The sequence below is a fragment of the Pseudorhodoplanes sp. genome, from assembly GCF_035565795.1.
GTDB lineage: Bacteria > Pseudomonadota > Alphaproteobacteria > Rhizobiales > Xanthobacteraceae > Pseudorhodoplanes.
The window spans coordinates 1-23,714 of the sequence record NZ_DATMRV010000076.1 but is presented as its reverse complement, the minus strand read 5'-3'; the positions used below and the strand labels follow the sequence as shown (position 1 = coordinate 23,714).

Annotated in this window: 25 protein-coding genes and 1 pseudogene; 13 read left to right on the top strand and 13 right to left on the bottom strand. The window is 62.8% G+C overall.

Features of this window, described 5'->3' with window-relative positions; translation table 11 throughout:
• Positions 1-360 precede the first annotated feature (360 nt).
• Positions 361-597, top strand: a complete 237-nt coding sequence (locus VNZ93_RS07825) for a hypothetical protein (RefSeq protein ID WP_325702516.1) — start codon at positions 361-363, stop codon at positions 595-597.
• Positions 598-825: 228 nt separating this feature from the next.
• Here VNZ93_RS07825 and VNZ93_RS07820 read toward each other — a convergent pair whose 3' ends face one another.
• From VNZ93_RS07820 to VNZ93_RS07810, 3 genes are all read right to left on the bottom strand, one after another.
• Positions 826-2,031 carry an amidase gene (locus tag VNZ93_RS07820; protein ID WP_325702513.1) on the bottom strand — a complete coding sequence of 402 codons (1,206 nt, stop codon included), beginning with the start codon at positions 2,029-2,031 and terminating at the stop codon, positions 826-828.
• Positions 2,032-2,162: 131 nt separating this feature from the next.
• Positions 2,163-3,038, bottom strand: coding sequence for a polysaccharide deacetylase family protein (locus VNZ93_RS07815; protein WP_325702510.1), 876 nt, complete (start codon positions 3,036-3,038; stop codon positions 2,163-2,165).
• 130 nt (positions 3,039-3,168) lie between these two features.
• Positions 3,169-4,125 carry a D-2-hydroxyacid dehydrogenase family protein gene (locus VNZ93_RS07810; protein ID WP_325702507.1) on the bottom strand — a complete coding sequence of 319 codons (957 nt, stop codon included), beginning with the start codon at positions 4,123-4,125 and terminating at the stop codon, positions 3,169-3,171.
• Between the two features lie 181 nt (positions 4,126-4,306).
• Here VNZ93_RS07810 and VNZ93_RS07805 point away from each other — a divergent pair, with 181 nt between their 5' ends.
• Positions 4,307-6,004, top strand: coding sequence for a caspase family protein (locus tag VNZ93_RS07805; protein WP_325702504.1), 1,698 nt, complete (start codon positions 4,307-4,309; stop codon positions 6,002-6,004).
• Between the two features lie 88 nt (positions 6,005-6,092).
• Here VNZ93_RS07805 and VNZ93_RS07800 read toward each other — a convergent pair whose 3' ends face one another.
• Positions 6,093-6,572 carry a hypothetical protein gene (locus VNZ93_RS07800; protein ID WP_325702501.1) on the bottom strand — a complete coding sequence of 160 codons (480 nt, stop codon included), beginning with the start codon at positions 6,570-6,572 and terminating at the stop codon, positions 6,093-6,095.
• Positions 6,573-6,793: 221 nt separating this feature from the next.
• On the opposite strand from VNZ93_RS07800, the gene VNZ93_RS07795 reads away from it, so the two are divergent.
• From VNZ93_RS07795 to VNZ93_RS07765, 7 genes are all read left to right on the top strand, one after another.
• Positions 6,794-7,360, top strand: a complete 567-nt coding sequence (locus VNZ93_RS07795) for a hypothetical protein (protein ID WP_325702498.1) — start codon at positions 6,794-6,796, stop codon at positions 7,358-7,360.
• 199 nt (positions 7,361-7,559) lie between these two features.
• Positions 7,560-8,306: a phosphatase PAP2 family protein gene (locus VNZ93_RS07790; RefSeq protein WP_325702495.1), complete on the top strand. Its 747-nt coding sequence runs from the start codon at positions 7,560-7,562 to the stop codon at positions 8,304-8,306.
• A gap of 98 nt (positions 8,307-8,404) precedes the next feature.
• Positions 8,405-8,605 (top strand): hypothetical protein, encoded by a 201-nt coding sequence (locus VNZ93_RS07785; protein WP_325702492.1) that lies wholly within the window; start codon positions 8,405-8,407, stop codon positions 8,603-8,605.
• Between the two features lie 103 nt (positions 8,606-8,708).
• Positions 8,709-9,677, top strand: coding sequence for a tripartite tricarboxylate transporter substrate-binding protein (locus VNZ93_RS07780; RefSeq protein ID WP_325702489.1), 969 nt, complete (start codon positions 8,709-8,711; stop codon positions 9,675-9,677).
• A 304-nt stretch (positions 9,678-9,981) separates the two neighbouring features.
• Positions 9,982-10,650 carry an NUDIX hydrolase gene (locus VNZ93_RS07775; protein WP_325702486.1) on the top strand — a complete coding sequence of 223 codons (669 nt, stop codon included), beginning with the start codon at positions 9,982-9,984 and terminating at the stop codon, positions 10,648-10,650.
• A gap of 88 nt (positions 10,651-10,738) precedes the next feature.
• Positions 10,739-11,041 carry a hypothetical protein gene (locus tag VNZ93_RS07770; protein ID WP_325702484.1) on the top strand — a complete coding sequence of 101 codons (303 nt, stop codon included), beginning with the start codon at positions 10,739-10,741 and terminating at the stop codon, positions 11,039-11,041.
• A 187-nt stretch (positions 11,042-11,228) separates the two neighbouring features.
• Entirely contained in the window at positions 11,229-11,525 is a 297-nt protein-coding gene (locus tag VNZ93_RS07765) for a hypothetical protein (RefSeq protein WP_325702482.1), read from the top strand.
• Between the two features lie 97 nt (positions 11,526-11,622).
• Here VNZ93_RS07765 and VNZ93_RS07760 read toward each other — a convergent pair whose 3' ends face one another.
• Genes VNZ93_RS07760 through tam form a run of 3 tightly spaced genes read right to left on the bottom strand, consistent with a single transcriptional unit; the run spans position 11,623 to position 14,264 of the window.
• Entirely contained in the window at positions 11,623-12,843 is a 1,221-nt protein-coding gene (locus VNZ93_RS07760) for a lytic murein transglycosylase (RefSeq protein ID WP_325702480.1), read from the bottom strand.
• Between the two features lie 24 nt (positions 12,844-12,867).
• Entirely contained in the window at positions 12,868-13,485 is a 618-nt protein-coding gene (locus tag VNZ93_RS07755) for an MOSC domain-containing protein (protein WP_325702476.1), read from the bottom strand.
• A gap of 8 nt (positions 13,486-13,493) precedes the next feature.
• Positions 13,494-14,264 carry a trans-aconitate 2-methyltransferase gene (tam, locus tag VNZ93_RS07750; protein ID WP_325702473.1) on the bottom strand — a complete coding sequence of 257 codons (771 nt, stop codon included), beginning with the start codon at positions 14,262-14,264 and terminating at the stop codon, positions 13,494-13,496.
• A gap of 178 nt (positions 14,265-14,442) precedes the next feature.
• On the opposite strand from tam, the gene VNZ93_RS07745 reads away from it, so the two are divergent.
• Complete coding sequence (locus VNZ93_RS07745) at positions 14,443-14,733, top strand: hypothetical protein (RefSeq protein ID WP_325702470.1); 291 nt, start codon at positions 14,443-14,445, stop codon at positions 14,731-14,733.
• Between the two features lie 47 nt (positions 14,734-14,780).
• Here the strand turns inward: VNZ93_RS07745 and ettA are convergent, their stop codons facing one another.
• On the bottom strand, positions 14,781-16,436 hold the full coding sequence (gene ettA, locus VNZ93_RS07740) for an energy-dependent translational throttle protein EttA (protein ID WP_325702467.1): 1,656 nt from the start codon (positions 16,434-16,436) through the stop codon (positions 14,781-14,783).
• A 255-nt stretch (positions 16,437-16,691) separates the two neighbouring features.
• Here ettA and VNZ93_RS07735 point away from each other — a divergent pair, with 255 nt between their 5' ends.
• Positions 16,692-17,189, top strand: a complete 498-nt coding sequence (locus tag VNZ93_RS07735) for a hypothetical protein (RefSeq protein ID WP_325702465.1) — start codon at positions 16,692-16,694, stop codon at positions 17,187-17,189.
• 123 nt (positions 17,190-17,312) lie between these two features.
• Here VNZ93_RS07735 and VNZ93_RS07730 read toward each other — a convergent pair whose 3' ends face one another.
• Positions 17,313-17,558, bottom strand: a complete 246-nt coding sequence (locus tag VNZ93_RS07730; RefSeq protein WP_325702463.1) for a DUF2188 domain-containing protein — start codon at positions 17,556-17,558, stop codon at positions 17,313-17,315.
• A 148-nt stretch (positions 17,559-17,706) separates the two neighbouring features.
• Between VNZ93_RS07730 and VNZ93_RS07725 the strand changes: the two genes are divergently transcribed.
• Positions 17,707-17,973, top strand: a complete 267-nt coding sequence (locus VNZ93_RS07725) for a DUF2277 domain-containing protein (RefSeq protein WP_325702461.1) — start codon at positions 17,707-17,709, stop codon at positions 17,971-17,973.
• Positions 17,974-17,996: 23 nt separating this feature from the next.
• On the opposite strand, the gene VNZ93_RS07720 is transcribed toward VNZ93_RS07725, so the two are convergent.
• On the bottom strand, positions 17,997-18,620 hold the full coding sequence (locus VNZ93_RS07720; protein WP_325702459.1) for a class I SAM-dependent methyltransferase: 624 nt from the start codon (positions 18,618-18,620) through the stop codon (positions 17,997-17,999).
• Positions 18,621-19,003: 383 nt separating this feature from the next.
• A complete protein-coding gene (locus tag VNZ93_RS07715) occupies positions 19,004-20,179 on the bottom strand; it encodes a serine hydrolase domain-containing protein (protein WP_325702456.1) in 1,176 nt (391 codons plus the stop codon).
• Positions 20,180-20,434: 255 nt separating this feature from the next.
• Here VNZ93_RS07715 and VNZ93_RS07710 point away from each other — a divergent pair, with 255 nt between their 5' ends.
• On the top strand, positions 20,435-20,560 hold the full coding sequence (locus tag VNZ93_RS07710) for a hypothetical protein (protein WP_325702453.1): 126 nt from the start codon (positions 20,435-20,437) through the stop codon (positions 20,558-20,560).
• Between the two features lie 31 nt (positions 20,561-20,591).
• On the opposite strand, the gene nhaD is transcribed toward VNZ93_RS07710, so the two are convergent.
• Both nhaD and thiC read right to left on the bottom strand, forming a co-directional pair.
• Entirely contained in the window at positions 20,592-21,938 is a 1,347-nt protein-coding gene (gene nhaD / locus VNZ93_RS07705; protein ID WP_325702450.1) for a sodium:proton antiporter NhaD, read from the bottom strand.
• Between the two features lie 733 nt (positions 21,939-22,671).
• Positions 22,672-23,714 (bottom strand): annotated as a pseudogene (gene thiC, locus VNZ93_RS07700) (phosphomethylpyrimidine synthase ThiC); the annotation flags it as partial.

The window sequence follows — 23,714 nt, the reverse complement described above, 5'->3', positions numbered from 1 at the left end:
ATCGTCACTCATCGAAATTCGTGATTCAGATTGTCGCAGAGACGTTTCTTTCTCCGGGGGTGAGGTCGGAAGAAAAAAGCGCTTCACCGGAAGTCTGCAGCGGGAAACACCTTTTGCGCATGCTGCGCGAGGCATTGTCGCTATCAAATGTTCTTTCGACTTTCGTCGCGCGAACATTTCGCGGCCGATCTGCGTAATCGGACTTATTCCTTCGTCTCACATCGATGTCATGACCGCTTACGCAATCGGTCACGCTGCGTTGATTGGTTCTGAATGTAACCAGTACCTAGCTCCTGCCGCACAGAGGTTGCGAGCACTTCGATCGCGAGGTTCGCAGCTTCGAACGGAAGGAGACTATCAATGTCGATGATCAAGACCGCTCTTGTCGCCGCGTCGCTGGTGACCTTCGCCGCCGCTGCTCATGCCGACAGCCGCGAAGACCTCAACTCCGGCTATCACGGCAACACGCCGGTATGGAACTCGCCCTACGGGCCGAGAGACGATATCGAGCAGGGTGCTCGCGGTGCTTACGGTCAAGTGCCGTTCGGCGCGCCGCGCTACCACCCGCGAGCCCGGTATCAAAACCATAGCCGCTGAGCCGGCGCATTCACCGCTTGATGCGGCGCCTGCGTAACGACGCGCCGGTCTCAAGCGAAACAGCGAATCCAGGAACCTGCCACCGATTGCGGGCGGGTTTCCAGCGAAACAAAGGCCGGCGGGGCTTGTGTCCCGTCGGTCTTTTTTGTGTGGCGGTGCGCTTACGCCCGCAATTGGCGGCGTGCGGCGGCACGCCGGGCGTCGAACGCGCTGGCCGGAGGAATCAGCTTAGCGGCCCGTGACATCCGTCATGCCGCAATAGCGCGCGAGCCGCACCGCAAGATCGAGCAGGGCTTCGTCGCCGCCGGCCCAGCCGATGAAGGACAGCCCGACCGGACAGCCATCGATCGTGCCAACCGGGATCGATATCTGCGGCAGGCCTGAGAGACCCGCAATGCAGGTCATGCGCATCGCGCGCAGCCGGAAGGATTCGTGCACCGCATTCGGCGCATCCGCGAGCGGGGCGATGGCGGGAGATGTAGGCAGGACGAGAAGCGTGCCCGGTTGCGCGATGGAGCGGATGCGGTCGCGGGCGCGCTCCTGCATCACGCGCGCCTGCGCGGCCATCTCTTCGGTGACGGTCGCAGCGGCGGAGAAGCGCTCGGCGACCCCCGGTCCGAATTTCGGCTTCACCCGCGTGACGAAGTCGCCGTAGACCGACCAGATCTCGCGCGACTGGACCACGCGGAAAGCTTCGCGCCAGACGTCGAGACTGTCTGGCGCAATGCGCTGATGTGTCGGCGCAGGGAGATCTGCCGCCATGGCCGCAAGGGCTTCCTTCATCAGCGCGGCGACCTCGGCATCCGCTTCCGCGAAGGCGTCGTCGAGAATCACAAGCCGTGCGACCTCGGCCGTGGTCGAGGTGCCGCCGAGCAGCACCGGTCCGACTTTCCGCAGCACGCCCGGCGCGTTCGAGAGCCAGCCGACCGCATCGAATGAATGCGCCATCCCCATCGCGCCGGTCACATCGACGCGGCCATGGGTGGTGCGGATGCCGTAGAGTCCGCAGAACGAGGAGGGAATGCGTACCGAGCCGCCGGTGTCACTCCCGATCGCGAAGTCGCACGCGTCGGACGCGGCCGCCGAGGCCGACCCGCTCGACGACCCGCCGGGGAGGCGGCCCGGGGCGCGCGGATTGACCGGCGTGCCGTAATGCGCGTTCACGCCGGCTACCGAGTAGAAGAACTCGTCGCAAATGGTCTTGCCGGTGATGGTCGCGCCGGCATCCAGCAGCTTCTGCACGACGGCGGCGTTTGCGGTCGCGGGCTTTTGCGCCGCGAGCCAGTCCGGATTGCCGCCGCCCGTGCGCTCGCCGACGATGTCGAACATATCCTTGATCACGACCGACAGCCCGGCGAGCGGCCCGTCCGCTGCGCCGGCAATCGGGGCTTTCAGGTCATGCGGCACGAAGGCCGAGCGGATACGGATCGACATCTATTGGACTCCAGTCATGGCCGGGCTCGTCCCGGTCATCCATGCCCTTCTTAAAGCAGGACGTGGATGCCCGCGACAAGCGCGCGGATGGCGACGTGCTCCGCCAATTGAAGCGACCGCATGCGCGATTCTTACGAGCCTTTCTGCTGGCCCAGATACCAGTCGAGAATCTGCGCGCCGTTCCAGGACACGACGCCGGGCTTGCCGAGAATCTCCGCGAAGGCACGTTCGACATGCGCGATGCGATGCGGCACGCCGGAGAGATAGGGATGGCAGGCCATCGCCATGATCTTCGGGCGTTCGGCTGACTCCGCATAGAGCACGTTGAAATGGTCCATCGCGCGGTCATAGAACACCGGCGACGGATGGTATTGAGCGGTCCACAACACGATGTCGTGGATCTCGAAATTGTAGGGCAGGGCGACCACCGGCTTGTGCGCGGTCTTCAGCGTCACCGGTTCGTCGTCCAGCACCCAGTCGCCGATATATTCGATGCCGGCCTCGCTCAGATAATCCAGCGTATCGAAGGTCTGGGTCAGGCCCGGGCCAAACCAGCCGCGCGGCCGGTAGCCTGCGAATTTCTCGATGACGTCCATCGCCTTGTTGATGGTTGCGCGCTGATCGTCGAGCTTGTGCATCGGGACCTGCTCGTAGCCGTGCGCATTGAGCTCCCAGCCGGAATTCAGGCAGGCTTCGACCACTTGCGGATAATTCTCGCAGACCTTGGCGTTCAACGTGACCGTAGGCGCGGCGCCGACGCGCTCCAACATCTTCTTCATGCGCCAAAAGCCGACGCGCATGCCGTATTCATGCCAGCTCCAGTTCGGGTGATCGGGCAGGAGCGGCTGCAATTGCGGAGGTACGATCACCATGCGTGCCATCGCGCGCGAGATGTCCCAGTCCTCCAGTGCGAGCACGGGCCAGATCACCATCCGGACTCCGTCCGGAAGTTTGAGCTTCGGGCGGGTCTCGATCGGCGAAAACGCGACACGTTCGCGCGGCTGCATGGTGGTTTCTCCCTGGGATTTATTTTTGGTTGTCATGGCCGGGGCTGCCCGGCCATGCGTCATTTTGTGCTGAGCGCTTTCCCGTTCGATCGATGCGCGGGGCAAGCCCGGGCATGTCGAAGGACGCTGTCTATCCGATCACGTGGATCGGCTTGCCATCGAGGAAGGCACGGATCGCTTCCACGGTGCCGCCGTAGAACAGCCGGTAGCCATTCTGCGTCACGTAACCGAGATGCGGGGTGAGCACGACATTCGGCAGCGTGCGGAAGACATGGTCGCGTGGCAGCGGCTCGACATCGAACACATCAAGGCCCGCGCCGGCAATCGACTTGCTTTGCAGCGCCGCGATCAATGCGGCTGCGTCGATGATCGGTCCGCGCGATGTGTTGATGATGTAGGCGGAGGGTTTCATCATCCCGAGATCGGTCTTGCCGACGAGCCCGCGGCTACGGTCGGACAGCACCATATGGATCGAGATGAAGTCGGATTGCTGGAACAGGTCGGCTTTGGTCGCGTATTCGACGCCGTGCTCCTTGCAGCGCTCCGGCGTCAGGTTCTGGCTCCAGGCGATAACCTTCATGCCGAAGGCCTTCCCCACTTTGGCGACGCGCTGACCGAGATTGCCGAGCCCGATCACGCCGAGGGTATGGCCATGAAGGTCGGCGCCGACAGTCGTCTGCCACGGTTCGCCGGCCTTCATCCGCGCATTCTCCGCGCTGATGTTGCGAGCCAGATCGATCATTAGGCCGATCGCAAGTTCCGCGGTCGGGTGCTTGGCGCCGTCGGTGCCGCAAACGGTGACGCCGCGCGCCTTGGCCGCGGCGACGTCGATCGAGGCATTCTTCAGCCCGGTGGTCACCAGCAGCTTCAGGTCTGGCAGCTTCTCGATCAGGCTTGCCGGAAAGGGGGTCCGTTCCCGCATGACGCAGACGATCCCGTATCCCTGGAGCGCGCGGGCCACCGCGGCCTCATCGCCCAGCCGTTCATTGAAAACAGTCACATCGACGTCACCGGTCACCCTGGACCAATCGGCCATCTTGAGGGCGACGTTCTGGTAGTCGTCGAGCACGGCGCAGCGGTAACGCATCGGGGACCCCTGGGGATTGGAACTTTTGAGGACGCAACACATACCGGACCGGAGCTTGCGCGCAACCCGACCGTTCACGACCGGTTGAACCCACCGGCGCCCTGCCGCGACTTACCCGGGATCGGCCGCACTGATAATGTTCGGCGTCGGCAACTTTTGACGGCTTTCGGAGACTTGGGCGATGAAGCGTCTGACCACGATGGTGTGCGGGCTCCTGGCCGCGCTGGCCGTGTCCGCCGCACCCGCCTTGGCGGACAAGCGCGTTGCGCTTGTCGTCGGCAATTCCAATTACCAGAACGCCTCGCGGCTCGCCAATCCGACCAACGATGCGAACGTGATGGCGGACCTGTTCCGCAAGTCAGGCTTCTCGGTGGTTGAAGCCAGGACCGACCTCGGAAATCTGGAATTCAAGCGTGTGGCGCGCGAATTCACCGCCGTGGCGCGAGACGCCGACATCGCGGTGATGTATTTCGCCGGTCACGGCATCGAGGTGAACGGCACCAATTATCTGCTGCCTGTCGACGCCAAGCTCGCCACCGACTTCGATGTCGAGGACGAGGCATTGTCTCTTGATCGGCTTGTGCGAGCTTTGGAGCCGGCGAAGCGGCTTCGCCTGATCATTCTCGATGCATGCCGCGACAATCCGTTCGTGCGCAACATGCAACGCGGCGTTGCGTCGCGTCAGGTGACGTCCGGTCTCGCCAAGATCGAGCCCACATCCAGCGATACCCTGATCGCGTTCGCGGCAAAGGCCGGTTCCACGGCCGATGACGGACGCGGTTCGAATTCGCCATTCACCACGGCGCTCGTGAACAATCTCGCTGTCCCAGGCCGTGATATCCGCATTGCGCTTGGTTATGTGCGCGACGAAGTGATTCGCATCACCGGCAACAAGCAGGAGCCGTTTGTCTATGGTTCGCTGGGCGGTGCGACGGTTGCTCTTGTCCCGGAGCAGAAGGTCGTTGCCCCGGCTCCCGCCCCGACGCCACTGCCGACGCCGGTCATCCAGCCTGCGGGTCCGGATCCGCGGCGGGATTATGAATTCGCCGAGCGCGTCGGCACCAAGGAGGCGTGGGATTCGTTCCTGTCGGTGCACAAGTCCGGCTTCTACGCAGAGCTTGCGCGCTCGCAACGGGAGAAGGCCACGCGTGCGGATGGCCCGACACCGCAGGTGCCGCCCGTTCCGGCTGCGAAAACACCGACCGTTGCCAAGCCTCCGGTCGTCACGCCGCAAATCAGCGTCCCGCAGCCTGCCGAGGCGATCAAGCCTGCACCCGAGTCGAAGTCGGTCGTTGCCGTGCTGCCACCGCCCGAGCAGACAAAACGCGAGATCAAGGTCGAGCCTGATCCGAAAGGCGAGCAGCGCGTGATCGCGCGCAGCCTGCAGACCGAATTGCGCCGCGTCGGATGCGACCCGGGTTCGGTAGATGGCGTCTGGTCACCGAAGTCGAGCGATGCCATCAGCCTGTTCAACCGTCATGCCGGGCTCAAGCTGGACAGCGAAACGCCGACCGTCAGCGCGCTCGAGGCAGTGAAGACCCAGCGCGGACGCATCTGTCCGCTGATCTGCGGCGCAGGGCAGCACGAGAAGGGCGGCCGTTGTGTCGCGCTTCCGGATACGAGCAAGCCGCAACTGAAGAAAGAAGCCGCGCGTCCGCCGGAACCGAGCCCGCGCGATCGCGCACGGGAGCATGCGCGGGAGCGCGCCGAAAAATCACGCGAACGTGCACGCTCGCAGGCGCGCCAGGAGAATGCCAGCCGTCGTCCTACGGCAAGCCGTGCGTCGTGTCCGGCCGGGTCATCCCCGATGCCGCAACAGGGCCGCATGTGCTGCGAGATCACACCCGAGCGTGGCGCGTCGCGCATCTTCTGCATGTAGGCGCAACAGATCGGCCCGCTTCGCAGGGTGCGAGCGGCAATCCGCTTCAGTGGCCGGGACCGGATCGTTCCGGCTTACGCCGACTGTGTCAATGCGCCGGACGCTGCTTCGGAAACGACGCGGCCGCGGATCGCATCGGCACAAACAGGCATCGCGTATTCGCGCCCTGATGCTTGATCCAATGCTTGTCGACGTTGTCGTAGTCGCAGGCACACCGATAGAATTTGCCGTCGGGAGACCATCCGGTGCGCTTTCGGATCTGCCCGGTCGAGCGGACCTCCCACTCGTCATCGGGCAGCGCACGCAATTCCTGTTCGGATACTTCCCAGCAGCAATCGTTGGTGACGCAGCAGGTTGCCGGTATCCAGGACAGAAGCCACGGATTGGAATGATATTCCGCAGCGAAGGCGACACCCGCAACGGCGAGCGCCGTAACCGCCGCAGCAGCAATCGCCCAAACCGCATTGCGGCGTCGCGCCCTGGCGCGGACGGTTGTGTGGGACAGTCCTGATGGCACCGGATCAGAAAGCGTCGGTGACTCGTTACAGTTGGTCAGCGTATGTGACATGGCTTTTCTTCTTTGGTTCGGGTTCAGGTCCCGGCGAAGAACAACCAAGCAAACTTTACGCCAAGCACAACGCACTCAACTGGACAGTTGTTCGAGCGCGGCGGGCTCGCAACACTTAGGCCAAAATTTGAGTCGACTCGAGACGCGCCGCGCGAGCTTTTGCCGAGCTACTTGCCTGCAACCTCCGCGTGCGGCAAAATAGAGGTATCGGGGGGCGTCTCGTGCGTGCGATCGTGGTCATGGGGCTGCTGCTTGCGCTCGGCGGATGTGTGACTGCGGGCGCGCCGGACGCTGGCAGTTGGAAAATCGAGCGTGGCTACGACCGGATTTTAGGCAAGCCAGCTGCCACTGCGGAGCTCAGCGCCCGCAGCCGCAATGTGAATGAGCGGGATCGGCGTTACCCGCGGACCCAGCTTCAGATCGGCTCGCTGCAACTCGGCTGTTTCGACAATGCGGCCGTGGTCCGGCTGGCCTTCAATCACCGGGTCGGCTCGAACCGGACCTCGACCCTCAGCTACCGGTTCGACGACAATCCCGGACGCGATGCGCCGGCGCGCTTCCTGCAGGCCCATTCGACGGCCGTGATCGACGATCCGAAGGAGGTCGCGACCTTCGTCGAGCAATTGCGGACATCGAATACGCTGTATGTCCGGGTGATGTCGCATACCGATGGAACCACGAGCGTCGAGTTCACGCTCAAGGGCGCTCCCGCTGCGATCGACGCGGCCTTTCAGAACTGTCCGATCGAATCGGCGCCGCGACCGCGCAGCGCGTCGTATCTACGCTAAACGCGCGCATCCGTTTCAACCTGATACAAGGTTCGCATCTGTTCGCATGGAACGAATCGCGTCCGCGATTCGCGCGCGCCAGTATCTCTTAAGAGAGTGTTGCGCGATCGGACCGAAGCTGATTTTTTCGGATATCTCCGAGAGACAACAGCCGCCTGCGACGCTTCGATTGCGCGATCGGCGGCCGAAACAGAACAACATGCTGCGGACTTTTTCAGCCTTCGTCACGTCGCTGCGCGCTCGCTCGCTGCAAGAACTCGCGCCGTTTGCGCTGTTCGCACTGACCGCCGCGATGATTGCCGTGTTCGGCAAGGTCGCCGGCGAAGTCATGGGTGGCGAGACCCGTTCGTTCGACGAAGCGCTGCTGCGCGCATTGCGCGATCCGAGCGACCTCGCCGATCCGATCGGGCCGGCATGGCTAGAACATGTGGTGCGCGACGTAACGAGTCTCGGCAGCTTCACGGTTGTCAGCGTCGTGACGCTTGTTGCGATCGGTTATCTCCTGATCGACGGAAAGCGTGCGGCGGCAGCGTTCGTGTTCATCGCGATCGCCAGCGGCGTGGCGCTGAGTGAAGGGCTGAAGCATCTTTTTGCGCGGCCGCGGCCCGAACTCGTTGCTCATCTCGTTGAGGTGCAGACTGCGAGCTTCCCAAGTGGGCACGCGATGTTGTCCGCGGTGACATTCCTGACGCTCGGTGCGCTGCTGGCGCGCATCCAGAGTCGCAGGAGGCTCAAGGCCTACGTTATTTCGGTGGCGATCCTGCTGACGCTGTTGATCGGCGCGAGCCGTGTTTATCTCGGCGTGCACTGGCCGACCGATGTGCTGGCCGGCTGGTGTGCCGGCGCCGCCTGGGCGATGGGATGCTGGCTGCTGGCTACATGGCTGCAAAGCCGGGGCAGGATCGAAAAGCCCGATTCGAACAACACGCCGGCCGATCGCGGTTAACGCATTCTCAAATCCGCCCCTTTAAAGTCGCAGACCGGAGTTGCGTTTGTGGGCGGCCCGCTGAGTGACCTTAGGCCGCGTGTATCCGGGAACATCGCATGCCCCGTATGAGTGCTGAGTGCCGGTCCTGCGGCTCGCCGATTGCGCCGGACGAACCGATCCTCACCAAATTCCAGCGCTGCTATTATTGCGGACGGCATCATCCGCTCGGCCGCAAATGGACCTTGTCCACCATGCCCGCGATCATCGCGGCGGCGATCGGGTTGCTGGCGATCTGGTGGACACATTTGCCATCGTGAAAGAACGCGTGGCGCTCGCTGTGTCTTTGGTCCGCTGACGCCTTGCCGCGTCAGAGTCGTTCCGTGCTAGGCTCCCGAAAAAACATACGGGGAGCAAACGTTCATGAAGAAGATTCTGTTCGCTGCGCTGGGCGCTGCGATGCTGGTGACTGGCGCGCATGCGCAAAATTATCCGTCGCGTCCCATCACACTTGTTGTCCCGCTCGGCGTCGGCGGTTCGACGGATGTCATCGCGCGCATCATGGCGGAGAGCATGCGCAATGTTCTCGGCGCTACCATCGTCGTTGAGAATACGACCGGCGCAGGCGGCAGCATTGGTGTTGGCCGTGTCGCGCGCTCGGCGCCGGACGGTTACACGATCGGCATCGGGCAATGGGGCACCAATGTCGCAAGCGGCGCGATCTATCCGCTGACCTTCGATCTGGTGAAGGATTTCGAGCCGGTCGGCCTGATCTCGACGCAGCCGTTCCTGGTGGTCGCGCGCAAGACCATGCCGGCCGACAACCTCAAGGATCTGATCGGCTGGCTCAAAGCGAACCAGAGCAAGGCCTCGCAGGGTAATTCGGGCGTCGGCACGCCGAGCCATGTCGGCGGGCTGATGTTCCAGAATGCGATCGGTGCGAAATACACCATGGTGCCGTATCGCGGCGCCGGCCAGTCGATGCAGGACCTGGTCGCGGGTCAGCTCGACGTGATGCTCGATACCCCCGCGGTCTCGATGCCGCAGATCCAGAACGGCAACATCAAGGCCTATGCAGTGACGGCGAAGTCACGCATCCCGGTCGCGCCGAATATCCCCACCACGGACGAGGCCGGGCTGCCCGGGTTCTACTTCTCGTTCTGGCATGCCTTCTGGGTGCCGAAGGGCACGCCAAAGGAGATCGTCACCACGCTGAACAATGCGCTGGTGAAGGCGCTGGCCGATCCCGCAACCCGTGAGCGGCTGACCAAGATTGCGCAGGAAATCTTCCCGCCCGATCAGCAGACGCCGGAGGCGCTTGCGGCGTTCCACCAGGCCGAAATTGACAAGTGGTGGCCGATCATCAAGGAAGCGGGGATCAAGCCCCAGTAATGATCGCGTCGGATTTGAATGGCCTTCAGGTCGGCCGGTGTGTTTGGGGTGACGGCCGCTTTGCTGTGCGTTGCCGGCTGCGTGATCCTATATCGCGGTGGTCGGCATCGAGAACGGCATTGTGAAGTCAGCCGTCGTCGGCGCAATTCACGGCGGGGCGGCGCTCAGGTCGTGCGCGCATTGTGCAAGCGATACGGCTTGAATCCGGACGACGCGGTGTAGCGATCCGGGCGGACGCCTGCGCGTCCGCTGCGCGCCGGGTATAGTGTCGTGCGTCCGTCAAGATTCGGCAGCACGATACGTCATGAAGAAAAGGAAGAAGCCGCGGGGAGGAGTGATCGAAGCCGCTGGCGGCATCGTGATGCGTGGACGCGCACGGCCGCTCTTTGCTGTGGTGCAACTGCGCCGGCAGAAGACGTGGGTGCTTCCAAAGGGCAAGCTCAACCGCGATGAGACCGCGCTGGCCGCTGCCCGGCGCGAAGCGATCGAGGAGACCGGCCACGATATGGAGGTCCACGAATTTCTCGGCACTCTTGCTTACAAGACAGCTGGCCGGCCGAAGACCGTCCGGTTCTGGCGGATGCAGGCAAGCCGCAGGCCGGTGGCCAAGCTGATGCGGGACGTGCGTGCAGTGCGCTGGCTGGTGCTCTCGCAGGCGATAGCCAAGCTGACGCACGAACGCGAGAAAGTCTTTCTGGAGAAGGTCGGGCGGCAGCTCTTGCGCCCGGGGAAGTCCTCGAAAAAGCGAGGGGCAAAGCCGGCAGCACCGCGTCGCACGATGGTGAAGGCGCCCCGGAGGCGCCCTCTGCACCTGACCGATCCCGCCGGACGGGAGAAGGGGGCTGCGGACCTCAAACTGCTGCACGCCGCCCAGCCGGTTCCGCCGCCGAGCGTCGTCACATTGCAGATCCAGACGGCCGGCCGGAAGCCGCCCGCTCTGATCCGAAAGTTGTGGACATTATTGCGCCGGTAGGCCCGCCGCGTTCACAGCCGGTTCAACATTGCCGCCCAGACTGGGGCGCCGCTTGACCTTCGTCCCCCCATGCCGAAAAGGTGAAGTCATGACCGTCCTCAAGCGATTCGTTCTGGGCCGTGTCGGCGCTGTTGTTTTCGGCGCCGCAATCGCGATGGCGTCCGTTGGCGCACAGGCCCATGACGGTCGGGTCCGGTCCTACGGCCTCATTGGGGGCATGTCCGCCGCCGAGGTGATGGGCGTGCCGTATGACTCGGCCTACGGATACAATTATGCCGCTCCGGCTTACTACGCGCCGCCGGATGGCCCGCCGCCCGGCTGCGCCATCCGCAACCAGCGGCTCTGGGACGGCTATGCCTGGCGCTGGCGCAAGCTGCGCGTTTGCCATTGACGTGGAACCGCGTCGGCTGAGGTCTGTTTATCAGTCGCGTTGCGTGGAATGTGGAGCCTCACGGGCTCATCAAAATTGCGACAAATTGCCCGTAAACAGTACGACTATGTAAGCATTTGCGGGTAGTTTGGGCTCACGGGTCGCAATCGCGCTGGTTTGCCAGCCGATCCCCATAAGGAGAACATGCATGAGGAAGCTATTTATCGCGCTCGTCGCTGCTCTGACGATCGCGGGTTCGGTGGTCGCTGTTCCGGGTAGTGCCGATGCTCATTGGCGCGGTGGCGCTGTCGCGGCCGGTGTTATCGGCGGTCTCGCTGCGGGTGCGATCATCGCCGGCGCTGCAGCACCGTATTACTACGCTCCCCCGCCGCCGCCGGTCTACTACGCTCCGGCGCCGGCTTATTACGCTCCGCCCTGCCGTTGGGTGCGCCAGCGCTGGTGGGATGGCTATGCGTGGCGCGTTCGCCGCGTTCAGGTCTGCTGATCAGGCCCACATCGATTAAGGGAAAGCCCGGTTGAGCAATGGCTCGCCGGGCTTTTTCTTTTGGCTGTTACCGCTTTGGCCGCTCCCGCTTGGGCCCTTACCGCTTGGCTGACATCCGTTCGGCCAGGGCCCGCGAGGGCCAGCAATCCAGCGGCGCGCCATTCGCCTTCTGCCAGGCGCCGAGCGCCGCCCGCGTTTTCATCCCGGCCTTGCCGTCGATCTTGTCGCGATAGAAGCCGGCCTCGGTCAGGTGGCGCTGGATCGTCTCGATATGATCCGAGCGCGCCTGTTCGATTTTGCCCCACGGCGTCGCGAAACCGCCGCCGCCTGCGATGCGATCCGACAGGTTGCCGACGAACAGCGCGTAGAGGTCGGCAAAGTTGTAGCCCTTGAACACATAGAAATTGTTCAGCGTCAGAAAGGCCGGTCCGTTGAGACCGGCGGGAAGAAACAGGGACGCCTGTTCATTGAGTTCGTCGCGTGTCGGCTTGTGTGTGAGCGGCGTGTAACCGCGCTTGATCCATTCCGCGACCGTGAGCTTCGTGTCGGGCTCGGCGATCGAGCAATCGACCTTGTCCGGCCGCCTGACCTCGAAGCCCCAGCGTTTGCCCTTGTCCCAGCCTTTCGCAAGCAACTGGCTCGCGGCTGATGCCAGCGCATCGGGAATGGAATTCCAGATGTCGCGATGACCGTCGCCGTCGAGATCGACGCCATACTTGAAGAAGTCGGTCGGCAGGAACTGCGTATGGCCCATCGCGCCTGCCCAGGACGCTTTCATGCGCGATCGCGCGACGTGCCGTTCCTGCAGGATCTTGAGCGCCAACAGGAATTCGCCAACGAACATGTCCTTGCGGCGGCCGAGCCAGGCTTGCGTCGCCAGCACTTCGATTGTGTCATGCGGAAGCCTGAAATTGCCGAAATTGGTTTCGCGTCCCCAGATCGCAAGGACAACGGACCCTGGCACGCCGAAGCGCTGTTCGATGGCGGCAAGCGTTGCACGATGTTCGGCGGCAAGCTTGCGGCCCTGTTCTGTCAGTCGCGTCAGGGAGCTTTCCGACAGATATTGCGCGGGCGTGCGCTCGAATTCCGGCTGGCCTTTCGGGACAGTCTTCGGCTTTCCCGGGATCACGAGGTCAGGCAGCGACAGGTTCGGTTTCAGGCCGCGCGTCGCTTCATCGAAGGTCCGGCGCGAGATGCCGAGCTCTTGCGCCTGTGGCCATAATGACTGGATGAATTGCTGAAACTCGGCCTCGGTCTGCGCATATGCGGACGTGTGCGGCAGCAGCATGCACAGCGCAAGGAGAACGGCTCTCATCATTCCGGGGCTCATGTTCGGCGTCGGTCACTCAGCTTGCCACAATGTTTGCGGCGGCACCTTGACCGTGATCGGCTCCCCCGCACGGATGGTGCCGGCGCGTTCGACCGAGGCGACGACACCGCGCAAACCCCCGGCTTTCGCCGGGAAAGCGAGATCGAGCCCGCCAGGCGGCGCGTCCGGCGTGAGGTGTCGCGCGATCGCCTTGCCTGCGATCCTGCAGGGTGCGTTCGCGGCCTCGACGACAATCGTCGCCTCTGCAAACACGATGCGTGTGCCGGGCGGCAGCAAGGTGAGATGCGGAATGCCGGACGTCACGATGTTGGCGCCGATCCATTCCGGCGCGACGGTGTCGATCTGCATGGCGGCCGCGATGGCCGACAATTCCTCTTGCGACACGACCGTGATCTGCCGTCCCGAGCGCATCTCCATGCCGCGCTTGTACCAGGGCTCGCGAGGACCGGCCTTCCGCGTGAAGCCGTAATGCCGCGTGCCCGGAATACCCTGGAGATCGAGTGCGATTTCCATGACGGGTCTTGTTTCGGGATGAGGCTCGGTTTCGACGAACAACGCTTCGCACAGACCTTTCACTTCGCGGCCAGGCAACGATTGCAGGGCGTTCGGGAAGGGGAGTTTCGGATTCATGAGGGCTCTTAGCGAGAGGCGACAATGAAGAGGCGCGGGAAGCGCAGCAACACCTTGCCATCATAGCGCGCCGGATAGGCCGCCGCGATCCGCGCGGTATAGGCCCGCAGGAATGCATCACGCTCGGCCGGCGGTAGTGGATCCAGGAACGGACGAAGCCCCGTCCCCTTCACCCATTCGACGATCGCTTCGGCACCATCGAGCGCATGTTGGTAGAGCGTGTGCCAGATATCGAGCCGTGCACAATGCGGCTTGAGTGCGTCGTAATATTCGCCGACCGAGGGGAGCACGGCGCGGTCACGCGGATTTTTCGGCAGGAGTCGTACGAACGGCTGTTCATGGGCAACCTCGCGCATCCACACATGCGAAGGTTCGTCGAGATTGTCCGGCACTTGTATGGCCAGGACGCCGCCCGCCTTCAATCCGTTCAGCAGCCGCAGCATGACGCCGAGATGGTCCGGCAACCACTGGAACGTCGCATTGGAATAAAGGATGTCGGCATCCGCGGGAGCGGACCAGTGTGTCAGGTCGGCCTCGATGAACCGGCATTGCGGGAGGCGCGTGCGAGCCTGCCGCAGCATGTCGGGCGATGAATCGATGCCGGTGATTTCGGCGTCGGGGTAGCGCGCGACCAATAGTTCGGTTGAATTGCCGGGACCGCAGCCGAGATCAAACACCCTGCGTGCGGTTGCGAGGGGAATCTGCGCCAGCAGATCGCGTGCGGGCCGCGTGCGCTCATCCTCGAATTTCAGATATTGCTGCGCGCTCCAGTCGGCCATTGCCGTGCAGTCTCCATGTCAGGCGAAGCGCCGGGGACGGCGCAAAAAGCCGGAAATTGGTGCGGATATAGACGTTCTGCGCATCATCTCGCAGGGGACAAGGTGAGGGTGGGCCTGAAATCCTGACGACAAGGTTCCGTGCCTGTGTTCTACTTTAGCGGGAAGTATTGGGGGGCACATGAAGAAAGCAGCCATTGTCACGACCGCAATCGTCACAGTCGCGATCGCGGCCCTGTCGGCGTCCGCGCGGCCTGCGTCCGCGCAAGCGTGCGTTGGCGGGATCATCTTCGCCGCATTCTATGCGAGCCTCACGGAGAACCGCGAATTGTCCGCTACGGAAGCTGCCACCTGCGGCCTTTTCTACGGCGCTGATCGCGACAAGGCCGTCAGGGGCGGCAAGCCCCCGGTCGCCAAGGCTCCGGCGAAGAAGCCGGCCAGAACGGCGGCAGCCAAGGCGAAGCCGCAATAACGAGCGGCATTCGCGGCGCGCAACCATCCGCCGCGCGCCGCGATCCGTCAGCGGGTAAACTTCTTGTACTTCAGCCGGTGCGGGATGATGCTGTCCTGACCGAGGCGGCGCATCTTGTCCGCTTCATAGTCCTGGAAGTTGCCCTCGAACCATTCGACATGGCTGTTGCCTTCGAAGGCGAGCATGTGGGTCGCGATGCGATCGAGGAACCAGCGATCGTGGCTGATGATAACGGCGCAGCCCGCGAAATCCTCGAGCGCCTCTTCCAGCGCACGCAGCGTATCGACGTCCAGATCGTTGGTCGGTTCGTCGAGCAGCAGGACGTTGGCGCCCGACTTCAGCATCTTGGCGAGATGCACGCGGTTGCGTTCACCGCCTGACAGCGATCCGACCTTCTTCTGCTGATCGGCGCCCTTGAAGTTGAACGCCGAGCAATAGGCGCGCGAATTCACTTCCTTCTTGCCGAGCAGGATCTGGTCGAGGCCGCCTGAGATTTCCTCCCAGACGGTCTTCGAGCCGTCGAGCGTATCGCGCGACTGGTCGACATAGCCGAGATGCACCGACTCGCCGATCTTGATCGTGCCCGCGTCCGGCTTGTCCTGTCCGGTGATCATGCGGAACAGCGTGGTCTTGCCGGCGCCGTTCGGGCCGATCACGCCAACGATGCCGCCGGGCGGCAGGCTGAAGGTGAGATCGTCGATCAGGAGATTGTCGCCAAAGCCCTTCTTCAGGCCCTCGAACTGAATGACGTTGTTGCCGAGCCGTTCCGCCACCGGAATGATGATCTGCGCGGTCGTGGTCTGCTTCTGAGCGGACTTTGCGAGCAGTTCCTCATAGCGCTGGTAGCGTGCCTTCGACTTGGCCTGCCGCGCCTTCGGGGACGCCGAAATCCACTCCTGTTCGGCAGCGAGCGTGCGCTGGCGCGATTCCTCCTCGCGGCCTTCCTGCTCAAGCCGCTTCTGCTTCTGCGCCAGCCAGGAAGTGTAGTTGCCCTGATAGGGGATGCCGCGGCCGCGATCGAGTTCGAGAATCCAGCCGGTGACATTGTCGAGGAAGTAGCGGTCGTGGGTCACGATCAGGATCGCGCCGGGATAGTTGCGCAGATGGCCTTCCAGCCACGCGACGCTTTCGGCGTCGAGATGGTTGGTCGGTTCGTCGAGCAGCAGCAATTCCGGCTGGTCGAGCAGCAGCTTGCAGAGCGCGACACGGCGGCGCTCACCGCCGGAGAGTTTCGACACATCGGCATCGTCGGGCGGGCAGCGCAGCGCGTCCATCGCCTGATCGACCTTTGAATCGAGATCCCACAGGCCTTTGGCCTCGATCTCGTCCTGCAGGCTGGTCATCTCGTCCGCAGTCTCGTCGGAATAGTTCATCGCAAGTTCGTTGTAGCGGTCGAGGATCGCCTTCTGCTTGGCGACGCCTTCCATGACGTTTTCGCGGACGCTCTTCTCCGGATCGAGTTCCGGCTCCTGCGGCAGGTAGCCGACGCGGGCGCCCTCAGCGACCCAGGCCTCGCCGTTATAGTCGGTGTCAATGCCGGCCATGATCCGGAGCAGGGTCGATTTGCCCGAGCCGTTGACGCCGAGCACGCCGATCTTCGCGTCCGGGTAAAACTGCAGGTGGATGTTATCCAGCACCTTTCGGTTGCCGGGATAGACCTTGGTCAGCCCCTGCATGAAATAGATGAATTGGCGGCCGTTCATCGCGCTTCTCTTCCAGCCCTTGGGCAAATCCGCACCGTCGGCGCAGGCGCGCCCGAGATGCGGGATGTGATGGAAATGCGGGCTTTAAGTAGCCGCGGGCCGGCGAAAGGGCAAGGTGGGCGGGGCGCCTCCGGCCGGTCACGCCGACAGGACGAACGCCGCAAATACCTGCCAAATGCGGCCGGGGGACCATCGCTGGATTGACGCCAAGACCTGCGAATCCGAGGATATCGACGCCGGATTCAGGAGGACCCGATGACGCTCGGTCTGTCGATCTCGGACTTCACGGTGTTGCATGTGGTGATCAGTATGATCGCCATTTTCTCGGGGTTCCTGGTGGTCGGCGCGATGTTCGCGGGCGCCAAACTCGGTGGCTGGACGGCGTTTTTCCTGCTCATGACGATCCTGACCTCGGTGACCGGATTCATGTTTCCGATCGTCAAGCTCACGCCCGCCCTGATCGTTGGCTCGATCGCATGTCTGATTCTGATCGTGACGCTGATTGCGCTCTACAAGTATCAGCTCGCCGGCAAATGGCGCGTCATCTATGTGGTGAGCGCGATGGTCTCGCTCTATCTCAACGTGTTCGTTCTGATCGCGCAGAGCTTCCAGAAGGTGAGCTTCCTCAATCCGTTTGCACCGACCGGATCGGAGCCGCCATTTGCGATCGCTCAGGGCGTGACACTGGTCGCCTTTGTCCTTCTTGGTGTGATCGCGGTGAGACGTTTCCATCCGCGACGACTGGTGATGTAGCGTCCGGTAGCACTCTGTTAAGAGTCGTCACGTGCACGAATCTCCGGACGCGATTCGTTCTTCGAGAACAAACCGGAACACATCGAGCGCGACGCGCGCATGTGTTTGCGTCAAGTGCGCACGCTACGCCTTGTCTTCCACGTCCGTCTCGGGCCGATCGCTTCCGGACGCGGTCTCGGTATGCCACACGCCATTTTCATCTTCCCATTCGATGACCTCGGTGCGCCCCGGCGTGCGCTGTTCGCGGGCGGCTTTCCTGGCGGCGCCGAGGGCGGCCGCATGGCTCCTGAACGGCTCCGAGAAGACGTCCCCGACCTTGTAGGCCCAGCCGCCGTCGTGCTGCACGATGCGATACTTCACGTTGGTCATGTATTGCCCCAGATCCTGATCCTGCTGTGCGCAAGCATCTCAGATCGGCCGTTTGAGCGAAAGCGGAACCTCGCGCTCGCAGAATAACGGGATTACGCTGCGCGGGGTCCGGCCCCACATAGTGAACGGATAGTGAGGAGTGCCCGCGATGTGCCGCAATATCAAGACGCTGTTCAATTTCGAGCCGCCGGCGACCGAGGATGAAATCCGCGCCTCAGCCCTGCAATTCGTCCGCAAGCTGTCCGGATTTAACACGCCGTCGCAAGCGAACGCCGCCGCTTTCAACAAGGCGGTCGAGGAGGTTTCGGCAGCGGCGCGCAAGCTCCTGTCCTCGTTGCACACGCATGCGCCGGCCCGTGACCGCGAGGTGGAGGCCGAGAAAGCGCGGGAGCGATCGCGCGCCCGGTTCGGGTAGCCGCGCGAGAAACGCAGATCGGATCAGCCGCGGGGCTTTCGTGCTGTGAGATTGACCATCGCTGACATGCCGGAATGGCCCGCGCCCTCGCGCATCTGGCGTTCTTCCTCGACGATGCGGAGGTCCTCGAAATCGCCAAAGGCCTGTTCGAGCATTTCGCGCGTGTAAAGGTGTTCGATCTGTTTCGGTCCGCCGGTGCCATACTGGAGCTGCATCGGGCTATAGCCTTCAATGAGGAGAAGGCCGCCCGGCTTGAGCGCGCGGCTCATGCCGGCCCATTTCAGCGGACGCTCGGCCGGTGTTGAGAACTGGGTGAAGATTTCCGCCACCACGTCGAACGCCGCGTAGGGATAGGCCCAGGTATGCGCATCAGCCTCGATCAGCCTGATCGATACACCGCGTTCCGCCGCGAGTGCCGACGCTTTCTTCTGGGCGGATGGCGAGAAATCGACGGATGTCACATCGAGCCCTTGTTCGGCGAGCCATACGCCATTGCGTCCTTCGCCATCGGCGACCGCAAGAGCTTTACCTGACACCGGCAACAGCGGCTTGCACCTGACGAGGAAATCGTTCGGCGCCTTGCCGAACTCATATTCGGGTTTGGCGAAACGTGTTTCCCAGCGCAGAAAGTCGGGCGATGTCGTCACCGGAGTATGCGTCCTGTTGCTCTGCGGACAGCCAAGGGCTCAAGACGCTTAAAGTCAATTGTCGTGCGCCCGAGCGGGTGGCTTCGTCTGCGCGATCCCTGCCTAACGAAGCATTAACCATACACAGATGAACCGCTGCCTGTTGGCCTGTCGGATGGCTCAAATCTGTTGCGCCACGCTCGCGCGATTTGAAGCGCGAATCGCGCCCCCGATTCGTTCTCCAGGAACATGTGCGAACCTTGTGCCATTGTGATCCATCGGCACTGGGCAATGCGCGTTTATCGTGTCCCGGCGCTGGTTCGAAACGCAGCCGGGTCGCGACGACTTGAGGCGGTCGCGCGGATCGCAATGGCCCGCAGCGGCTTGTCCCTCTGCTTGTCCGTCTACTTTGCGAAGCGCTGATACAAGGTGCGCACGAGCGACTGAAGCGCCTCGTCGGCTTTCGGACCCGGGAAATTGGTCGTGACCACAATGCCGATGTCGCGCTGCGGATCGACCATGATGGTCGCAAGGTTCATTGTGTTCGACCCGTTATGGCCGAGGACGGGCCGGTTGTCGGACCACGGGGAAGCGGCGATACCCCAGCCGAGCCCATAGCCGCCGGACTTCGGCGTACCGGGCGGAGGATTTTCGAGTGTCATCGTCACATGCTGGCGATGAATCCGCTTGAGCGTCTCTGGCTTGACGAGCGCAGGCCCCCGCTTGCCCTCGCCGGCATTCCACCCCGCCCAACGCGCGAAATCGAGAATCGACATATGCGCGACACCGGCGGGTCCGAGGCCGGCCGGCACATCCGCGCCCGGTCCCCAAGGGCGCGGCGTGATCTTGCCCTTGTCATCGACATCATGGCCGACCGGCGCGTCGAATTTGCCGCGCGTCGCTTGGGGGCCAAGCCCCGCGGTTTTCAGTTCGAGCGGGTCGAAGAGCCGGCGACGGATCAGTTCTTCCCAAGTCTCTCCAGCCACCTTTTCGATCATCGCGCCTGCGGCGACGTAGCCGAGATTGGCGTAGTGAAAGGTCGGATTCGGATCCACCTTCAGCGGGTTCTTGCCGAAGGCGCGCAGCATGCGCAGCCGCGATTGCGACAATGTCTCCTCGTAGGCCTTGCCATCGACATATTGCTCGTAGATCGCCTTGGTGTCGGTCGGGATGCCGCTCGTATGCGACAAGAGTTGCTCGAGCGTGATCTTTGCAAATGTCGGATCGATGCCTGGCAGGTCGGCACCAAGCACCTCGCCGATGGTCGAGTCCCAGCGCAGCTTGCCTTCGTCCACCAGCATGCCCGCAAGGGTCGCGGTCATGGCCTTGGTGTCCGATCCGATGTGGAAGCGATCGTCGATCGTCACCGGAATATCGCGGCCCAGCACCCGCGTGCCGACCGCGCCGGAGGCGATGATGCGTCCGTCCTTGATGACCGCCGCCGCCAGCGCGGGAAGGCCGACCTCCTTGCGCACGGGCTCGAGGATGTCATTCAGCGACTGACCCTGTGCGTGAGCAGTCGCGACAAACGGCAACGGCATTACGAGGAGCGCGAGGGCAAGGCAGAGCTTCTTCAGCATCGAAATCTCCGAAGCGGACAATGGATCGCAGATGGATGAAGACGGCGGTCGAAAATGGAATGAAGACGGGGGACGTAAACACTCTCTTCAGATTTGCCGCACGCGACGAATCGCTGTCGCGATTCGTTCTCAGCGAACAAACGCGAACCTTGTATCATTGTGAAGCAAGGAAGTCTTGGTCGGCGATAATCTTCAATTCAGCAGGACGATCGAAGCATCAGCACCAAAGCAAATGCCACCCATGCAGCTTAGGGAATGAAGAGCAGCGCGCTCAGACGATCCGCATTCCACGCGACTGGCGACGCCTATGCTGATCACGCCGTGCATGCCGTTTGGTTCGGCCAGAGCCTGCCGCTGAAGCTGGACCAGTTCCGCAAGTAGGCAACACCGGCCGTTCCCGGACCGCTCAAGCCTATATCAGCGCAGCGTTAATCCACAGATGCGTGAGAATGCTGGCGATGTAGCCAAGTGCGATGGCCCAGGCCCAACGCAGATGGTTCATGAATGTGTAGTGATTGCGCACCAGCCCCATCAGCACGACGCCGGCTGCCGAACCGATCGAGACAAGGCTGCCGCCGACGCCGGTGCTGAGCGTGATCAGCATCCACTGGCCGCTGGACATCTCCGGGTTCATGGTGAGCACCGCGAACATCAGCGGGATGTTATCGAAGGCGGCGCCGACGATGCCGATGGCGATGTTTGCGAAAGTCGGCCCGATGTCGACATAGAGATAGTTCGACAATTGCGCGAGATAGCCGATGACGCCAAGGCCGGCGACCGCGAAGATGATGCCGAAGAAGAACAGCAGCGTGTCCCACTCCACGCGCCGCATCTCGCGAAATGAATCGAGAGCCATGTCGTTGTTCTTGAGGCGGCGGGCGGCCACCTGCAGGATGTAGCTGTAGACCTGCAGATATCCGAGGCCCAGCATCATCCCCAGCGCCGGAGGGAGGTTGAAGGAGGTCTTGAACAACACCGCGGTCACGAGCGTGGCGGCAAACAGCCAGATCACCACCGCACCGCCGGGCTTCAGCCTTCTGATCTCGCCTGCCGATTCCGGCGATCCCTTCGGGACGCTGAAATGCATGAAGACCGCCGGCACGAGGAAATTGACCAGGGAGGGCAGGAACAGATGAAAGAACTCCAGGAACTGGAGCTTGCCCTTTTGCCACACCATCAGCGAGGTGATGTCGCCGAAGGGTGAGAACACCCCGCCCGCATTGGCGGCGACGACGACGATGATGCAGCCCATCACGATGAACTGATAATGGCCGACGCCGACCGCCACAACGACGGCGCCCAGCACCAGCGCCGTGGTCAGATTGTCGATGATCGGACCGAACAGGAAGGCGAGTCCGCCGACCAGCCAGAACAGCTGCCGGTACGAGAGGCCCATGCTGACGAGCCGGGTCCGGAGCGCATCAAACACGCGCCGCTCCTGCATCGTGTTGACGTAGGTGATCGCAACGATGAGAAACAGCATCAACTCGCCATAGTCGAGGATGACGTGCTTGGCCGCCGCCTCGAGCGCGGCGCTTTCGCCATGCATGGCATAGGCGATGCCCAGCAGTGCCCAGATGAGGCCGGCGGCCAGCATCACGGGCTTCGACTTGTGGAGCTGGATGGCTTTCTCGACGACGACGAAGCCGTAGGCGGCGAAGAAGATCAGGAGACTCAGATAGCCGATCGGATGCCGCGTGAGGTCGATGCGCGCCGCGGCGTCGGCAGCCTGCGCAGGCGCGACGATCAAAGAGATCAAGGCCAAAGACATCAAGGCAATGGCGGGCAGGAGCCACAACCGTCCGGTCCTGCACTTCATCCCATCGCTATCACCCCCTGTGTGCGCGCTGACCGTCTACGAATGGCGAATGCTCCGCGCGGACGCAAGCATTGCAAAAAGCTAAATTGTCACAGGGGATGTCGCGAAGACGGCACAATCATCGTTTTGCCCGTCGACCTGCGGCAGTTGCATTGCAAATGGGCCGACACGCGAGAGATATCGATCAGGAGTCTTGATGCGCCGCACAAGAGGAGTCGTGCGAATGTCGCCGCGTTCAGGCTCGACAAGTGGAACTCGCCAGGACCCCGGAACCTGCGTTCCCTTCGAGGGCATCATCGCTTCGACCGTTTCGAGACGAAGCCTATTTCAGCGCGAGCACCACCGGACCGCCGACCGGATCGGTGACGCTCAGTCCGCCGCCCAGATCCTCGAGCGTGTCGCGAAACGAATGCGAACTGTGTGCCAATGTGAAACGCTCTGGCGATGGCCGCTGAGGAAGCTGCGCGCAAAGCCCGATAGCCGCGCGTACGTGTGTCTGCTCGCCGCAAATAAAAAGGGCGGGTCGGCCTTCGCCAACCCGCCCCTTAATTCTGGGTCTCCGCTTTCGCGGGGACGAACGGGGAGATCAGAGCGCCGTGTTGCTCTCCTTCACCAGCTTCGCGTTCTTCGCCGCATGCGCGGCCTCGGAATCCAGCGCGGTGGTGTGCGGCGCTTTCACCTTGTCGGCGTCGATATAGACTTGGCTGCCCATCGCGTTGAATTTGTCCGACATTTCCTTCATCCCCGCTTCCGCAGCATCAAGGCCGAGCGCGGTCTTCTCGTTGTCGCCGAGGCTCGCCGCATAGTCGCGCACGTCCTGCGTGATCTTCATCGAGCAGAATTTCGGTCCGCACATCGAGCAGAAATGAGCGACCTTGTGCGCCTCCTTGGGCAGCGTCTCGTCGTGATATTCGCGCGCGGTATCGGGATCGAGTCCGAGATTGAACTGGTCCTCCCAGCGGAAGTCGAAGCGCGCGCGCGACAGCGCATCGTCGCGAAGCTGCGCCGCGGGGTGTCCCTTGGCGAGATCGGCGGCGTGAGCTGCGATCTTGTAGGTGATGACGCCTTCCTTGACGTCGTCGCGGTTCGGCAGGCCCAGATGCTCCTTCGGCGTGACGTAGCAGAGCATCGCGCAGCCGAACCAGCCGATCATCGCCGCGCCGATGCCGGAGGTGATGTGGTCGTAGCCCGGAGCTATGTCGGTCGTAAGCGGCCCAAGCGTGTAGAACGGGGCTTCGCCGCATTCCTTGAGCTGTTTGTCCATGTTGATCTTGATCTTGTGCATCGGCACGTGGCCGGGGCCTTCGATCATGACCTGGCAGCCCCTCTTCCAGGCAATCTGAGTCAGTTCGCCGAGCGTCTCCAGTTCGGCAAATTGCGCCCGGTCGTTGGCGTCGGCGATGGAGCCGGGACGCAGGCCGTCGCCGAGCGAGAAGGAGACGTCATATTTGCGCATGAGGTCGCAGATGTCGCCGAAGCGCTCATAGAGGAAGCTTTCCTTGTGCCGCGACAGGCACCACTTGGCCATGATCGAGCCGCCGCGCGAGACGATGCCGGTGACGCGGTTCGCGGTCAGCGGCACATAGGCGAGCCGCACTCCGGCATGGATGGTGAAGTAGTCCACGCCCTGTTCGCATTGCTCGATCAGCGTGTCCTTGTAGACGTCCCAGTCGAGCTTCGTCGGGTCGCCATCGACCTTTTCAAGCGCCTGATAGA

Excerpts from the sequence above, each read along its gene's own strand:
- VNZ93_RS07820 (WP_325702513.1), bottom strand. The coding sequence starts at position 2,031 with ATGTCGATCCGTATCCGCTCGGCCTTCGTGCCGCATGACCTGAAAGCC.
- VNZ93_RS07715 (WP_325702456.1), bottom strand. The coding sequence starts at position 20,179 with ATGCTGAAGAAGCTCTGCCTTGCCCTCGCGCTCCTCGTAATGCCGTTG.
- VNZ93_RS07780 (WP_325702489.1), top strand. The coding sequence starts at position 8,709 with ATGAAGAAGATTCTGTTCGCTGCGCTGGGCGCTGCGATGCTGGTGACT.
- VNZ93_RS07745 (WP_325702470.1), top strand. The coding sequence starts at position 14,443 with ATGAAGAAAGCAGCCATTGTCACGACCGCAATCGTCACAGTCGCGATC.
- VNZ93_RS07785 (WP_325702492.1), top strand. The coding sequence starts at position 8,405 with ATGCCCCGTATGAGTGCTGAGTGCCGGTCCTGCGGCTCGCCGATTGCG.
- VNZ93_RS07710 (WP_325702453.1), top strand. The coding sequence starts at position 20,435 with ATGAAGAGCAGCGCGCTCAGACGATCCGCATTCCACGCGACTGGCGAC.
- VNZ93_RS07825 (WP_325702516.1), top strand. The coding sequence starts at position 361 with ATGTCGATGATCAAGACCGCTCTTGTCGCCGCGTCGCTGGTGACCTTC.
- VNZ93_RS07765 (WP_325702482.1), top strand. The coding sequence starts at position 11,229 with ATGAGGAAGCTATTTATCGCGCTCGTCGCTGCTCTGACGATCGCGGGT.
- VNZ93_RS07775 (WP_325702486.1), top strand. The coding sequence starts at position 9,982 with ATGAAGAAAAGGAAGAAGCCGCGGGGAGGAGTGATCGAAGCCGCTGGC.
- VNZ93_RS07815 (WP_325702510.1), bottom strand. The coding sequence starts at position 3,038 with ATGCAGCCGCGCGAACGTGTCGCGTTTTCGCCGATCGAGACCCGCCCG.
- VNZ93_RS07735 (WP_325702465.1), top strand. The coding sequence starts at position 16,692 with ATGACGCTCGGTCTGTCGATCTCGGACTTCACGGTGTTGCATGTGGTG.
- VNZ93_RS07770 (WP_325702484.1), top strand. The coding sequence starts at position 10,739 with ATGACCGTCCTCAAGCGATTCGTTCTGGGCCGTGTCGGCGCTGTTGTT.
- VNZ93_RS07810 (WP_325702507.1), bottom strand. The coding sequence starts at position 4,125 with ATGCGTTACCGCTGCGCCGTGCTCGACGACTACCAGAACGTCGCCCTC.
- VNZ93_RS07760 (WP_325702480.1), bottom strand. The coding sequence starts at position 12,843 with ATGATGAGAGCCGTTCTCCTTGCGCTGTGCATGCTGCTGCCGCACACG.
- VNZ93_RS07805 (WP_325702504.1), top strand. The coding sequence starts at position 4,307 with ATGAAGCGTCTGACCACGATGGTGTGCGGGCTCCTGGCCGCGCTGGCC.
- VNZ93_RS07755 (WP_325702476.1), bottom strand. The coding sequence starts at position 13,485 with ATGAATCCGAAACTCCCCTTCCCGAACGCCCTGCAATCGTTGCCTGGC.
- VNZ93_RS07725 (WP_325702461.1), top strand. The coding sequence starts at position 17,707 with ATGTGCCGCAATATCAAGACGCTGTTCAATTTCGAGCCGCCGGCGACC.
- VNZ93_RS07730 (WP_325702463.1), bottom strand. The coding sequence starts at position 17,558 with ATGACCAACGTGAAGTATCGCATCGTGCAGCACGACGGCGGCTGGGCC.
- ettA (WP_325702467.1), bottom strand. The coding sequence starts at position 16,436 with ATGAACGGCCGCCAATTCATCTATTTCATGCAGGGGCTGACCAAGGTC.
- tam (WP_325702473.1), bottom strand. The coding sequence starts at position 14,264 with ATGGCCGACTGGAGCGCGCAGCAATATCTGAAATTCGAGGATGAGCGC.
- VNZ93_RS07800 (WP_325702501.1), bottom strand. The coding sequence starts at position 6,572 with ATGTCACATACGCTGACCAACTGTAACGAGTCACCGACGCTTTCTGAT.
- VNZ93_RS07790 (WP_325702495.1), top strand. The coding sequence starts at position 7,560 with ATGCTGCGGACTTTTTCAGCCTTCGTCACGTCGCTGCGCGCTCGCTCG.